This window comes from Plebeiibacterium marinum (assembly GCF_026013615.1).
Taxonomy (GTDB): domain Bacteria; phylum Bacteroidota; class Bacteroidia; order Bacteroidales; family Marinilabiliaceae; genus Saccharicrinis; species Saccharicrinis marinus_A.
Genome location: NZ_JAPDPI010000010.1, coordinates 52,200 through 67,357, shown reverse-complemented (window position 1 = coordinate 67,357; position 15,158 = coordinate 52,200). Strand labels below are relative to the sequence as shown.

6 protein-coding genes are annotated in these 15,158 nt (G+C 38.2%); 5 read left to right on the top strand and 1 reads right to left on the bottom strand.

Features of this window, described 5'->3' with window-relative positions; genetic code table 11:
• Positions 1-151: 151 nt before the first annotated feature.
• Together OM074_RS06895 and OM074_RS06890 are read left to right on the top strand one after the other, a co-directional pair.
• On the top strand, positions 152-3,691 hold the full coding sequence (locus OM074_RS06895; protein WP_301198719.1) for a family 78 glycoside hydrolase catalytic domain: 3,540 nt from the start codon (positions 152-154) through the stop codon (positions 3,689-3,691).
• Between the two features lie 223 nt (positions 3,692-3,914).
• On the top strand, positions 3,915-4,049 hold the full coding sequence (locus OM074_RS06890; protein ID WP_301198718.1) for a hypothetical protein: 135 nt from the start codon (positions 3,915-3,917) through the stop codon (positions 4,047-4,049).
• 8 nt (positions 4,050-4,057) lie between these two features.
• Here OM074_RS06890 and OM074_RS06885 read toward each other — a convergent pair whose 3' ends face one another.
• Entirely contained in the window at positions 4,058-7,999 is a 3,942-nt protein-coding gene (locus OM074_RS06885) for a hybrid sensor histidine kinase/response regulator transcription factor (RefSeq protein WP_301198717.1), read from the bottom strand.
• Between the two features lie 415 nt (positions 8,000-8,414).
• Here OM074_RS06885 and OM074_RS06880 point away from each other — a divergent pair, with 415 nt between their 5' ends.
• From OM074_RS06880 to OM074_RS06870, 3 genes are all read left to right on the top strand, one after another.
• Positions 8,415-9,623, top strand: a complete 1,209-nt coding sequence (locus OM074_RS06880; RefSeq protein ID WP_301198716.1) for a glycoside hydrolase family 53 protein — start codon at positions 8,415-8,417, stop codon at positions 9,621-9,623.
• A 19-nt stretch (positions 9,624-9,642) separates the two neighbouring features.
• Positions 9,643-12,024 (top strand): glycoside hydrolase family 2 protein, encoded by a 2,382-nt coding sequence (locus tag OM074_RS06875; protein ID WP_301198715.1) that lies wholly within the window; start codon positions 9,643-9,645, stop codon positions 12,022-12,024.
• A 130-nt stretch (positions 12,025-12,154) separates the two neighbouring features.
• Complete coding sequence (locus OM074_RS06870; RefSeq protein ID WP_301198714.1) at positions 12,155-15,094, top strand: SusC/RagA family TonB-linked outer membrane protein; 2,940 nt, start codon at positions 12,155-12,157, stop codon at positions 15,092-15,094.
• The last annotated feature ends 64 nt before the right edge of the window (positions 15,095-15,158 follow it).

Below are 15,158 nucleotides of genomic sequence, written 5' to 3'. Positions count from 1 at the left end.
TGAGATATTTATTCTCTCCTGTTAAAATAGTAGTTTTGGTTGTTTAATCAAATTTACAAAGTAAAGTCTTGATTGTGCCATAATTATAGGGATTACAAAGCATAAAAAATGTAGGTGAAATAAAACAGGAAATAATAAGATATAGATGTTGATGAATAAGCTAATAATAATTCCTTTAATCTTAATTGCTTCAATTTCAATATTGAAAGCAGAAGTAAAAATCGTTAATCTTAAAGTAGAATATGTCCACACTCCATTGGGTATAGATGTTGACAAACCTCATTTTAGCTGGCAGATGCAGGCTTCTAAAGAACAAACTGGTTGTTCGCAGAAAGCTTATCAGTTAAGTGTTGTAAATGAGACTGGTCGTTCAGTATGGAATTCAGGTAAGGTAGAATGTGGCGTGTCACTGAATATAAAATATGAGGGAGAGCCTTTATCTTCAACACATAGGTATTTTTGGGAAGTTACAGTTTGGGACAATCACAATAAAAAGCATAAATCAAGCTCATGGTTTGAAACGGGTCTGATAAATCCTGATTATAAGTCGCCTGCATGGGATGGTGCTTGTTGGATTGGTGGGAATAATGAGGATATGGTATTATACTCCCATTATCTTCCTGTATTTAAAATTGACTATACTATTAAATTAGGTGAAGAAACAAAATCAACAAAAGCCGCTTTTATATATGGAGCAAATGATAGTAGGCTATTGGATCGTAATAAAAACATCTACAATATTGAAAATGAAAAAGACGGATCGTATGTAAAAATTGAATTGGATCTTTTACCGCTGGAATCAGGAGGAAATGCATTGCTCAATATTTATAGGGTTGGTTATCATCCCGATGATAAAAAAGGGGTGCCTTTTAAGTCATACCAAATTAATGATGGAATTATTAGCAATGAAAATAAATACCTTTCGCATAGCGTTACTATTCAATCTAATTTAGGTATTACTACAATCTTTATTGATGGATTAAAAAATGAGAATAAAATCTGCAATGTAAACTTAAATCCTGTAGGACGGGGAGGTGGAGATTATATCGCTTTCCCGGTAGTAGGTGATATTGGATTCCATGTTCCAAAGTATAATACAGCCTTGTTCTCTAATGTGAATATTTCTCATTTTAGATTACCTTCCAATGTGATTTTTAGTGAAGATCTTAGCAATGAAAATTATAAAGGAATATTTGCAAAAAATAATGGTTTATTTGGAATAGAAGACAGTTCGTATGTTATAAAAGGAGGGGAAGGCGGAGCCATGATTGTTGCAAATCCCAGTAAGAATTCGATGCCTTTATTACGTACAACTTTTGAAGCTGGTTCTAAAGTCAAAAAAGCTCGTTTATATGTTTCTGCAAGAGGAATTTATGAAATGTATTTAAATGGTAACAGGATTGGTAACAGCTATTTTGCACCAGAGAATACACAGTATAACAAAACCCAACTATATCAATCATATGATGTAACAGAATTTGTAAATAGTGGCAAAAATGCATTGGGGGCAAAGTTAGGTGAAGGATGGTGGAGTGGTGGAATAACTTATCAGGGTGAATATTGGAATTACTATGGAGACCGTCAATCATTGCTTGCCGAATTGGTTGTTACATATGAGGATGGCAGTAAAAAGGAGATTGTTACCAAGCCTGATACCTGGAGTTATTACAACCAGGGGCCAGTTATTTATGGTAGTATATTCCAGGGTGAAGTTTATGATGCCCGTAAGGAGAAGAACATAGAAGGGTGGAGTATGGCATCTTATGATGCATCCAACTGGCATCCGGCTTCGGTAATAAAAGAAGATGGTACTGTAAGTAAAGAGCATAATGCCAATTGGCCGGATTTTAATGATTTTGCAGACGCAAAATTAAAGGGACAAATAGGGCCTTCGGTTCAGCAAGTGAAGGAATTAACCTCGGTAAGTGTTTTTGAAGTTCGCCCGGGTGTTTTCATATATGATATGGGGCAAAACATGGTGGGTGTTCCTAAAATAATATTACATAATACTACAGAGGGAAAGGAGATTAAACTCCGCTTTTCAGAAGTGTTATATCCCGAATTAGAAGAGTATGAGTCGAAAGAAAAAATGCTAATGCTGGAAAATATCAGGGCAGCCATGGCTCAGGATATTTATATAACAAAAGGATCAAAGCAAGAAATAATACAACCCGGTTTTACGTATCATGGCTATAGATATATAGAGATAACAGGTATCACCAGCCCCTTGCCCCTCAGTGATGTAAAAGGTATGGTTTTGAGTTCTGTTCATAAATTTAATTCATATTATGAAACATCAAATCCTCAGGTTAATAAACTGTGGGAGAATATCACATGGTCAACATGGGGTAATTTTTTGTCGATACCTACTGATTGTCCCCAGCGTAACGAAAGACTTGGCTGGAGCGGAGATATCTCTGTTTTTTCAAGAACAGCAACTTATTTAGCAGATCTTCCCTTGTTTTTACGCAGGCATATGTTGGCAATGCGTGATCTTCAGCGTGCAGATGGGCATTTCCCGAATGTTGCGCCTTTGGATGTTGGTTTTGGAGAAACACTTTGGGGTAGTGCTGGCATTACTGTCGCCTGGGAATCATTTCAACAATATGGAGATCTTGAATTATTAAAAGTCCATTACGATGCCATGAAACATTATATAGATTATCTGGCAACCCGAATAAATTCAGAATCAGGCATTTTATGTGAAGATGAACGCAATCAATGGTGGGCGCTTGGAGATTGGCTGTCGCTAGAAGACAGTAGAAATGAGAAAACGCTTCTTTGGGAGTGTTACTTTATTTATGATTTGGAAATCATGTCAAAGGTAGCCTCTGTCCTTGGTAAAAATGAAGATCAAAGATATTTTGAAGGACTTCATACAGAACGAAAAAAATTCTTTAATCATACCTATATATGTGAAGAAAACGGAAAAACTGTTTTTGGAGATAGAGTAATAGACACACAAGGATCGTACGTACTCCCACTTGCATTCAATATTATAAATGAGAAAAATAAGAATAATGTATTGGGTCATTTTGTTAACTCTGTCACAAGGGAGAATAAAATAGATAATGGTCCCATGTGTGAGCCCTATTCACTAATGACCGGGTTTATTTCAACGGCCTGGATTAGTAAGGCTTTGAGCGATAATGGTTATTCAAATATAGCCTACAGACTGCTGCAACAAACTTCTTATCCATCATGGTTATATCCTGTTACACAAGGAGCAACCACTATTTGGGAACGTTTAAATTCGTATACCCATAACAACGGTTTTGGAGGGAATAACCATATGAATTCTTTTAATCATTATTCTTTTGGTGCAGTTGGTGCCTGGATGTATAATTATTCGTTAGGAATTATTAGAGATGAAGATTATCCAGGATTCAAGCATTTTATTTTGCAACCAGAGCCAGATCCTACAGGAGAGATGACTTATGCAAAAGGATATTATGATTCTATGTATGGACGAATAGAGAGTAGTTGGAAAAATGAAAATGATACCTGTCATTATCGTTTTGTGGTGCCAGCCAATACAACGGCTAGGTTATATATTCCAGTTGGAGATAATCAAAAAGTACTTTTTAATAAAAAATTACTTAAAAATAAGAGTTTAATGTTTTTAAGAAAGGAAAAAGGAAGAGTCGTGTATACTTTGAAATCAGGGGAGTTTGAATTCGATGTGTTATAAATCCGGATATACCTCCCTTTACCCTTCTTTTACCCTGCCTTTATACAAGTTTTCAATTCACCACGGGGTGATCGCAGGTTATACGCAAGTTCTTCACACTCTTAGGGCGAAAAACTTGCGATTAACCTGTGTTGCCTCTGTGTAAAAAGGCCAACGTGGTTCATAGAAGGCCCATAGATGTTCCATAGCAAACCCAAAGCAGAAGCATTAAAATGCATACGGTATGCATAGGTTTTGCGAAGAAATGCGAAGACGGTGCGAAGAAATGTATAGCATATGCGAAGAAATTGCACAAAAAGTACAAAAAACCTTACTTGATACCAGTGTCATTGTACTTCTTCCTGGTTATCCTGGTTAAATTATGTATCAGCCTTCCTTTCCATACTCACTTGGCGAAACACCAAACACCGCTTTAAAACTCTTCGAAAAGCTGGACAGGCTGTTAAAGCCAACATGGTACATGATTTCTGTTATATTTCCTTCTTTGTTTTTAATCATCTGGGCAGCTTTTTGTAGCCGGTAGTTTTTAAGTATATCCTTTGTGGATTGATTTGTAATAGCCTTGGTTTTCCGGTAAAGATGGGTGGAACTCATACCCATTTGGGCACTGATCATATCAACCGATAATTCCGGGTTGCTAATGTTTTCTGAAATTATTTCCATTACTCTTTTTATAAACTGCTCATCCTGGTTGTTTTTCTGGTCGGTAGGTTCTTTGGGAGCAACGAGCAGTTCTTTGCGGATATAATTGTATAGCTGTTCTTCACTATTTAATAGGTTGTAGATACAGGCTTTTAAATAGTTGATATCAAAAGGTTTGGTAATGTACATGTTGGCGCCGCTTTGAATCCCTTCTGTTTTTTGCACATCAAGACTTTTTGCCGTTAGCAATATCACAGGAATCCGCTGAAGCGTTTCATTGTGCTTTATTTTTGTGCACATTTCAATGCCATCCATAACAGGCATCATTATATCAGATACTATAATATCAGGTTTTTCTTTTTGGGCAAGCTCATATCCTGTTTCCCCGTTTGTTGCTTTACTGATATTGAATTCGGTTTGCAAGTTCATTTCAACATAATCCAGGATATCCGGGTTGTCATCTATAATTAGCAAATGTTTTTGTTGCGGATTGGATATGTTGTCAATGGGGGACTCTGTTTTTGTATTCGCTTTGGGCTGCTGCGTTTCTGTTAATATGTTTTCTTCTTGTACTGCAGGGAATGTTAGGGTGAATATACTCCCTTGGCCTAATTGGCTGTTTACAGATATATTCCCCTGGTGTAAGAGGGCATATTGTTGCGCCATGGCTAGTCCTATGCCTGTTCCATGTTTCAAATTTTGTTTGCCCGACTGGTAAAAACGATCAAAAATCTTTTCCAGATCGTTGGTTCCAATTCCAGCACCTGAGTCTGAAATGCTCACTTTTATTTCCTGATTCATAGTGCTCGAAGGAGTAGTGACCTCCATTTTTATAACACCGCCGGATGGTGTGTATTTGAAGGCATTGCTCAGTAAGTTGTACAGTACTGCTTCAATTTTTTCTTTATCAAGTGCTGAGAAAAAGTGATTGTTATTGCTATTAAAAAGGTAGTTTACCTCATTCCGTGACGCCATGTCTTTAAAGGAATCATAAACCTCGCTACAAAGAAGAACCAAATCAGTATTGGTTCTGAAAAGTGGGATAGTCTGGTTTTCCAGTTTTCTGAAATCAAGTATTTGATTAACCAGTTTTAATAGGCGTTTTGAGTTTTTCTCCGCCAGTTTTAACATTTCCAGGTTTTTACCCTGCAGTACCCCTGAATTTAAAACCTGTTGTATTGGTGGTGTAATCAAGCTTAGGGGAGTTCTGAATTCATGTGAGATATTGGTAAAGAACTGTTGTTTTGCATTCAGTAGTTCTTCTGAATGGTTTTTTTCAAGATGAGCCAGTCTTAGCTGGTTGTTTAACTTTTGTCTTTTGGTGTAAATTCTGAATATAAGGTATATAAGTGCCAGCAAAGCAAATATATAAAGAGCAATAAAAGGTTTGCTTAACAATAGGGGAGGTAATATTTTTATTTGTAAGGAGGCAGTTTGGTCACTTTTAATTCCCAGGTAGTTTATAGCCTCAAACTCCAATACATATTCACCGGGATTTAGGTTTGAATAGGTAATAAAATTTACATCATGAGTGTTGTACCAGGTATCATCAAAATTTTGCAAGCGATATCTGAAATAGCTTTTCTCAGGCAACCAGTAGTTGAGTGATGATAAGTGGAATGAAAGCGAATTGTTGGTATAGTTAAGATCAATTGAAGGGGTGTATGCAATATCTTGCATTAAATAGTTCTTTAAACTTTTATGATCTATCAGTTTGTTATTGATGCTGATGCCCGATATTACAGCTCTTGGTATAACAGGCTGAAAGGGTTCTGATACAACGCTGGCTTCAATATATCCGTTATCCCCACCAAAGTATACCCTTTTGTTTTCAAAAACAGCACAACAGCCGGCATAAAAATTCTTTAATGGGTAGTTAGGATTTAAAGGCATGGAGGCAATACTGTTGTCGTGGATATTATATTGAATTATGGCATTGCGCGACGACATCCAGATATTATTTTCAATAACCTCAATACTCATTGGATTGTTGATTACCGGATTATTAAGCGGGTAGGGTTGAAGTGATTGATCCCGTGGTATATATTTCAGTATCCCTTTTTCAGTTATAATCCATATAGCCCCATCTTTAGAAACATTGAAGCATTTTAGCTTTTGATTATTAAGCTCTTTGTTTACCTGAAGAACCGGGCTTGAAGTAAGGTTGTTATGGTCAATTTTATGTAGTTGTCCCTGGGTGGAATAGTAAATATCTTCACCACAGGCATATATTCTATCAGGTGAAGCATCATCTACTTTAATAAAACGTAATTTACTTAGCGATTTACCTGAGTTGGATAGTTTGTAAATTCCTCCTTCCCAGGCACTCACCCATAGTGTTCCGTTTGGTGTAAAGGCAAAGCTGCTGATGTAGTTTGATGTTAAACCGTTTTCCTGGTTTGAACTAACTGAATGCATGGTGTGTGTTGAAGGATCCCATATGTTTATGCCACCAGCAGAGCCAATCCATATTCTGCCATACGGATCTTCAGCTACAGCATAGGTGTTGTCAAGAAGTATCCTGTAATTACCTTTTGCATTGGCAGTAAAGTTGGTTTTTGCCCCTGATATGGGATTTTTGGCAATAATTCCATGGATTGTAGCCAGGTATAGAGTGCCGTTTTTGGCAACGTGGATGTCCCTGATCTGGTTTCCTGCCAGTTGGTTATCAATCGTGTAAAATTCTTCGTGAAGGGTAAACAGGCTGTTCTCTTTATGGTGCATACTGATCCCATTGGAAGTAAGTAGCCATAACACACCATCCCTATCGGTAAAAATATTCCAGATTACATTGTTGGCAATGCTGTGGTTAATAATAGGGTTGTGGAAATAGTTGTCAATATGTTTTGTATTAAGGTTAAAAACCGACATTCCAAAATCAGTTCCCAGCCAAATATTGCCTTCAACGTTTTCAATGCATTTAATCACTTCGTTGCTCATCCCTGTATTGGCGATGTTGTATAAAGTTGATTTTTTTGTTTTGATATTGAACAGGGAAAGTCCTGTTTCGGTACCAATAATTAGCAATGAATCATTTTTGTTTTGATATGAGGAGATGTCAAGGATCAGGTTGTTTTTCAAAAACGGTTTGTAATCCCCTTTCAAATTGTAGGAGGCAAATTCTCCTGCTTTATAGGAATTGAGCTTATCGTAGGTTCCTATCCAGAGGGTGCTGTCGGGTGTTTCATAAAAACATCGAATGGTTGCATGGCTAATATTGCTGTTTTGTGTATCAAAGTATTCAAACTTGTTTAGTGCTTTGTCGTATCTGAGCAAGCCCTTTGATGTGCCAATCCATATTTTATTGTCTTTGGTTTTATATAAGCAGCGGATTGAATTTGTAGCGCCAAGGTTTAATCTTTTTACCTCGAAATTCTTCGTGTTGATGTAGCTTAACCCTTCCCAAGTGCCAACCCAGAGCGTATCTCCTTCCAGCATCAGGCAGCTTGTGTTGTTTGTTGGTATTGAATGCTGTGTGCCGTCATTTTGGAAAATCAGGGTGTTGTATCCATCATATCTGCATAGGCCATTCCCGGTTCCTATCCAGATAAAACCCATGTTATCCTGAACTATGGAGTTGGTAACATTTGAAGGAAGGCCTTCTTCCTGTCTGAGGTTTGTAAAGTATAACGAAGATCCGGCATTGTCGGCCAACAGATTCGGCATTGAATATAGAAAAATACAAAGAAGGATTGTTTTCAGTTTTGGGTTGAAAACATTTGGGGTAAAAAATAATCTGATAAAACTAGTGTTTGCAGACTTATAATATTGCCTGATCCTTTTTCTTTCTGCACTCTTCTTTGCGAACATTCATCAATGTTTAAAACGAAGTTAATTCTTAAAATAAAGATATTGAAAAAATGTTAAGGATAGGCCTTATGTACGATTTAAATCAATATTGGTAAGAAATGAACAAATTCCAGAATCCTTATATACCAGGCGATGCAGGAGGTTTTTGTGTATTGGGTGCTGAAATGTATGATTTGAACAAGTATCGGTAAGCTGTTGCCAATATGTATTGTTAACACTTGTTTACTTTTGATATGTACTTGTTAAAAAAAACAAAATAAAACTATACAATATGCATTACAGGAATTTTATTACAGGATTAATCGTTTTGGCATTAGTCGTATTTAATTATTCATGTTCTTCCGGGGAGACTGGTTCTGGTCAGCAAAAAGCAGATGTTAATATACTTGATGGATTTGTTATGGGGGTTGACCTTTCTTATATAAACCAGGTTGAGGATTATGGTGGGGTTTATAAAGAGTCAGGACAGGTAACTGATGTATATAAGTTGTTTAAAAATAAAGGGGCCAATCTGGTAAGGTTGCGTCTATGGCATAATCCTTTGTGGACAAAAGAAGTGTATGGAGAGGGGGCTGTATTGTACAGTGCGTTTGCCGATGTAAAAAAATCCATCCGGCGATCAAAAGAACAGGGGATGGCTGTAAATCTTGATTTTCATTATTCTGATGTGTGGGCAGACCCGGAGCACCAAACAGTTCCGGAGGCCTGGAAAGATATTACAGAAATTCAGGTTTTGTGCGATTCGGTATATAATTATACTTACGCTGTACTGGATGAATTGAATAAGGAAGGGCTATTGCCGGAAATGGTACAGATAGGTAATGAATCAAATTGCGGCATGATGCATACAGAAACCCCTGAAACTTTCCCTGCATTAAGTGTTTGTGAGGGTAATTGGGCCGGATTTGGAAAGGTTATAAATGCCGGAATAGCTGCAGTTAGGGCTATTGATAAAAAAGCGGGAGCAAAAACAGTGGTAGCCCTGCATGTTGCCGACCCTAAAAACCTGGATTGGTGGTTTAAAGATGTAATTGAAAAAGGGGGTGTTACTAATTTTGATGTAGCAGGATTTTCATACTATCCTCACTGGCATACAGAAATTTCTTTTCAGGAATTGCCATTGGCTGTAAAACGTTTAAAGGCGGCTATCAATAAGGAGGTGATGATTCTGGAAACCGCATATCCCTATACTTTAGATAATGCGGATGCCTATCCTAATATTTTTGGAAAGGATAGTGCTATTGATGGTTATCCTATTTCTATTGAGGGACAGCGCTCTTTTTTAATCGACTTAACACAAAATATGATAGATGCAGGGGCAAAAGGTGTTATGTATTGGGAACCGGCATGGATTACATCGGGTATGAAAGACTTGTGGGGTCAGGGATCCGGATGGGATAATGCTGCCTTGTTCGACTTTACAGGCAATATCACTACTGCAGCAGATTACCTGGGATATACTTATACATCAACAAAATAATAGTATTACAAAAGTAGTTATGATAAAATCGTTTTTACAAATTGGAGTTGTTCTGTTTGCCTTGTTTTTTGTTGGGGCTTGTGGCAAAAAGTCGGGTGAGGAATATGTAAAGGGTGACAATCTTTTTAACAAAGGCTGGGAATTTGTTAAAGATGTTGATTTGCCGGTTGGCGAAATAGTTTCCAACGAAAAATTATTATGGGAAGGGGTTTCTTTGCCGCATTCTGCAAGTATTGAACCCTTGGTAATTAAAGGTGACCAGTGGCAGGGTGATTGTGTTTACAAAAAGAATTTCCGGATTCCCAAAAGCTTGTCGGGGAAACACTTGGGATTGCTTCTTGAAGGTGCTATGCAAGTGGCCGAAGTCTATTTAAACGGACAGCTTTTACATACTAACTTAGGTGGATACCTGCCGTTTTATGTGGAAATAAGCCAGGCGGTCAGGTTTGGGGGAGATAATACCCTGGTTGTGAAACTAAACAATGAGGATAATCCTCTTGTTGCGCCAGGAAAAGCCCTTGATGTATTGGATTTTAATATTTATAGTGGTATATACCGAAACGTATGGCTTACTGTAAAAGATCCTGTGCATATTACCCATGAACTGGAGGTTGATCACGAGGCTGCAGGTGGAGTGTTTGTTTCTTACAGCAATGTTTCTGATAAACATTCAGAAGTAAATGTAAAGGTTGATATCAGGAACCAAAATGCAACTAACGAAAAAGTAGGGGTTGAAGTAATTTTGCTTGATAACAATGAAGTAATAGCAAGCACTACTTCTGAAACAGCTTTGGCTACAGGAAACTCAACTGTGGTGATCAATACACAATTACAAGTAACCAATCCAAAGCTTTGGTCGCCTTCTTCTCCTTATTTATACACCTTGAATGTAAAGGTTAATAAGGGTGGCGAAGTGGTAGATTCCAGGGATTTAAGAGTGGGAATCAGAACCATAGAAATGACAGCTAAAGATGGTTTTGTGATAAACGGAAAGCCATTAAAGTTGCGCGGCACCAACAGGCATCAGGAATATCCTTATGTAGGTTACGCAATTTCAGATAATGCTAATTTTCGTGATGCCTGGAAAATAAAGGAGGCTGGTTTTAACTTTGTCAGGCTGTCACACTATCCGCAGAGTCAATCGTTTTTAAATGCTTGCGATGAATTGGGGATTTTAGTGATGGATGCTATACCGGGTTGGCAGTTTTTTGGAAATGATGAATTTCAGCAGAATGCTATCAAGGATATTAGAAAGATGGTGCGTGTTGACCGCAATCACCCGTCCATTATATTGTGGGAGGCTTCGTTAAATGAGTCTGCAATGAGTAAGGAATTTATGGAGGAAGCCCACAGGGTGTTGCATATGGAGTATCCGGGAGAGGAAGTGTATACTTGTGGGTGGATTGATTATGCGTATGATGTGTTTATTCCTGCACGTCAGCATGGTAAGCCGCCACATTATTGGAATCAATATAAAAAGGATAAACCTTTGTTTATTGCAGAATATGGAGACTGGGAATATTATGCCCAAAATGCAGGGTTCAACCAAAAGGCCTATCAGGATCTTTCCGATGAAGAGAGAAATTCTCGCCAGTTGAGAGGGTATGGACAGAAAAGGCTTGGTCAGCAAGCTCTTAACTATCAGGAGTCTCACAATAGCAACTTGCAGGGAAATGCCATAGGAGATGCCAATTGGTTGATGTTTGATTATAACAGGGGATATGCGCCGGATATTGAGTCTTCAGGTATCATGGACATCTTTCGCTTACCAAAGTTCGCCTATTATTTTTATAAAAGTCAGGCAGGTATTGGAGAATCAGTTATTGATGCGTTTTCAAAACCTATGATAGCAATAGCAAACTACTATAACGACCCTTCTTATCTTGATGTAAAAGTATACAGTAACTGCCAGGAAGTTGAGCTTTGGGTAAACGGAAAAAGTATTGGTAAACAAAAGCCGGATAGGGATGCAAACAGTACTCATATTAGCAATCCACCCTTTACCTTTAATCTCCCTGCATTTACACCGGGTGAGTTAGTTGCTAAAGGATATGTTAATGGTAAAGTTGTGGCAGAGGCCATTCAAAGAACACCAGGCCATGGCACAGGACTGAAATTATGGATTGATGAGAGTGGTAAGAAATTAGAAAGTGGTTGTAATGATATTGTTTTTGCTTATGCAGCTATAGTGGATTCGGAAGGAACCATATTGCCAATGGCTAAAAACAGCGTGAGTTTTTCCGTTAGCGGGGATGCTTCGCTTATTGGTGCAAACCCCATTAATGCAGAGGCAGGTATAGCCACCGTTTTGTTAAAGGCAGGTGAAAATCCGGGCGATATAACATTATCTGCTTCGTCGGAAGGATTGGAAAACGGTTTATTAAAAATCAGGGTTCAATAAAAACTAAATAAAGAAAATGATAGAGTGGGTGCTGTAGTTTAAATACTATGAAAATGAAAGTGTTGCTTTGGAAAAAGCAAGAATGTAAATCGGATCAGTATTGTTAAATTTTATAGTTAATTATTTTAATATGAAGAATAGTATAAAAATACGTTGGGCTTCATTAATCATGTTTTTGAGTATCAGTATGGGGCTGTTTGCCCAACAGACTCAAATAACCGGAGTTGTGGCAGATGCCCAATCAGGTGAGCCTATACCGGGTGTAACGGTAGTGGTAAAAGGTACTCAAAGAGGATTGATTACATCGGTTGACGGATCGTTTACCATTGAAGCAGCAAAGGGCGAAATTATTGTTTTTTCGTTTATTGGGTATGAACCTCAGGAAGTGACCGTAAGTCCTGATGCAAGCTATAACATCCTGTTAAAATCAGATGTGGTTAATATGGATGAGGTAGTGGTTGTTGGCTATGGAGAACAAAAGAAAGGAGATTTAACCGGATCGGTGGCCAATGTTTCTGCTAAAGATTTTAACCAGGGAAATATCAGTTCCCCGGCTCAATTAATTAATGGTAAAGTGTCCGGGGTTCAGATTACCAGTGGCAGTGGTTCTCCAACGGCAGGTAGTACCATCCGTATCAGGGGAGGGGCATCCTTAAATGCCAGCAACGATCCCTTGATTGTGCTTGATGGGGTACCTCTCGAAGCTGGCGGTATCAGTGGTAACAGTAACAACTTTTTGAGTTTGATTAACCCTAATGATATTGAAAGCATGACAGTACTAAAGGATGCTTCGTCTACTGCAATATACGGTTCGCGGGCTTCTAACGGAGTTATCATCATAACTACTAAAAAGGGATCCAAAGATAAAATCAGGGTCAATGTTAATTCAACAAACTCTGTTCAGGTTAAAACAAAGCTAGCGGATATGTTATCCACATCGCAATTTAAGCAGGTGGTTAATGCTGAAGGGAGTGATGCACAGGTGGCTTTGTTGGGTACAGCAAACAGCGACTGGAATGATGAGGTATTTCAGCTGGCCTTTGGTACTGATAACAATGTGAGTATATCAGGAGCATATAAAGATGTCCCATTCCGTTTTTCGGCAGGTTATTTTAACCAGGATGGGATTCTAAAAACGGATAATTCACAAAGGGCTACAACTAACCTAAGTGTTTCACCATCTTTTTTTAAGGATCACTTAAAGGTAAATGCTGGGGTAAAAACTTCGTTTAATAAAAACCGTTTTGCAGATACTGGTGCCATCTGGGGTGCTGCAACATATAACCCTACTATCCCTGTTTACTCCGGGAGTAGTGATTTTGGAGGCTATACTGAAGCTATAGACGGAGAGGGGAAACCGGTGACATCGGCAGTACTCAATCCTTTGGGACTGTTGAAGCAGTACTCTTCAAAAAGTGATGTGAACAGGATTATAGGAAATTTAGATGTTGATTATAAGCTTCCTTTTTTACCGGAATTAAAGTTGCATGCTACAATTGGCTATGATTATGCAGAGGGTGAAGGCGAGATCTATGTTCCGGCTTCAGCAGCTCAATACTTTTTAACTGACGGCCGTGATTATACTTATGGTCCGCAAAAAAAAGAAAACAGGTTGCTGACCACCTATTTGAACTATAAAAAGAATCTGAATGAAAATAACAGTGTTGATGTTACACTGGGGTATGATTATCAATATTGGAAAAATACCACATCTGCATACAATGAGTATAATACACTTGAAGTATCTCAAAGTTCTATAGCAGCTGATGACCAGCGTCATACCCTACTGTCATATTATGGAAGGTTGAACTATAACCTCCTGTCGCGTTACATGGTAACTGCTACTGTTCGTCAGGATGGAACATCAAGGTTTAACTCTGATAACCGTTGGGGAACTTTTCCTTCTGTGGCATTGGCATGGCGTCTTTCCGAAGAGTCCTGGCTTGCAGGTATCGATATACTTTCGAACCTGAAACTAAGGGCAAGCTTTGGTATAACCGGTCAGCAGGAGGGTATTGGAAACTATAATTATTTGCCGGTTTATACTATTAGTCAGGAAGGTGCACAATATATTTTTGGTAACACAGCGGTTAATACCTATCGCCCTGAAGCTTATGTGTCTGATTTAAAATGGGAGTCTACCGAGGCATTTAACTATGGCGTGGATTTTGGTTTCTTTAATAACCGTTTGTCGGGATCGGTTGAGTATTATACCAGAAAAACAAAAGATTTGCTGGCTACAGTTCCTTCGCCTGCCGGAACCAACTTCGATAAGCAGATATTAACCAATGTGGGTAATGTGGATAGTGAGGGTGTTGAACTGAGCCTTAATGCTACACCAATTGACAATACAAACTGGACATGGGATTTCAGTTTCAATGCCACATGGCAAAAACAAACCATTAAAAACTTGTCTATAATACCAGGTACCGAAATTACCAATACACCTGCCGGTCCAACAATAGATAGTTATTATTTCCAGGTGCTGACAGAAGGGTATTCTCCTTATATGTTTTATGTGTATCATCAGCTATATGATGAATCCGGAAGACCAATAGAAGGGGCTTATGCAGATGTTAATAATGATGGGGCGATCAATTCGGCAGATTTATATCGTTATCACTCACCTGCACCGGAGTATATTTTGGGTTTTAGTACATCTGTTCGTTATAAAGACTGGAGTTTGAGTACCAGCTTGCGTTCGTATATCGATAATTATGTGTATAACGGTATGGCAATGAATGCCGGTACTTTTGGAACCATGTCGTACAACGCCTATCAGTTAAATAATCTGCATAAAAGTTATCTTGAAACGGGTTTCCAAAGCCGACAGTATTTGTCTGATTATTATGTAGAGAATGCTAGTTTTATAAAGATGGACAACCTTTCATTGAGTTACAATTTTGGCAGGGTAAAGGATATGTTTAACCTGAATCTTACGGCAATGGTTCAAAATGTGTTTACCATTACCAACTATTCAGGCGTAGATCCGGAAATATCTAACGGGGTAGACCGTTCTTTCTATCCGCGTCCGAGAATCTTTTCTTTAAGTGTAGGTGTTGATTTTTAATAACAAACATGGTTTTAGTGATATGTCATAATTTGGAAATGCATTTATGCCATGATACTTTAAT

Bases quoted from the DNA above. Each gene is read 5' to 3' on its own strand.
- OM074_RS06885 (WP_301198717.1), bottom strand. From the start codon at position 7,999: ATGCCGAATCTGTTGGCCGACAATGCCGGATCTTCGTTATACTTTACA.
- OM074_RS06895 (WP_301198719.1), top strand. From the start codon at position 152: ATGAATAAGCTAATAATAATTCCTTTAATCTTAATTGCTTCAATTTCA.
- OM074_RS06870 (WP_301198714.1), top strand. From the start codon at position 12,155: ATGAAGAATAGTATAAAAATACGTTGGGCTTCATTAATCATGTTTTTG.
- OM074_RS06880 (WP_301198716.1), top strand. From the start codon at position 8,415: ATGCATTACAGGAATTTTATTACAGGATTAATCGTTTTGGCATTAGTC.
- OM074_RS06890 (WP_301198718.1), top strand. From the start codon at position 3,915: ATGCATAGGTTTTGCGAAGAAATGCGAAGACGGTGCGAAGAAATGTAT.
- OM074_RS06875 (WP_301198715.1), top strand. From the start codon at position 9,643: ATGATAAAATCGTTTTTACAAATTGGAGTTGTTCTGTTTGCCTTGTTT.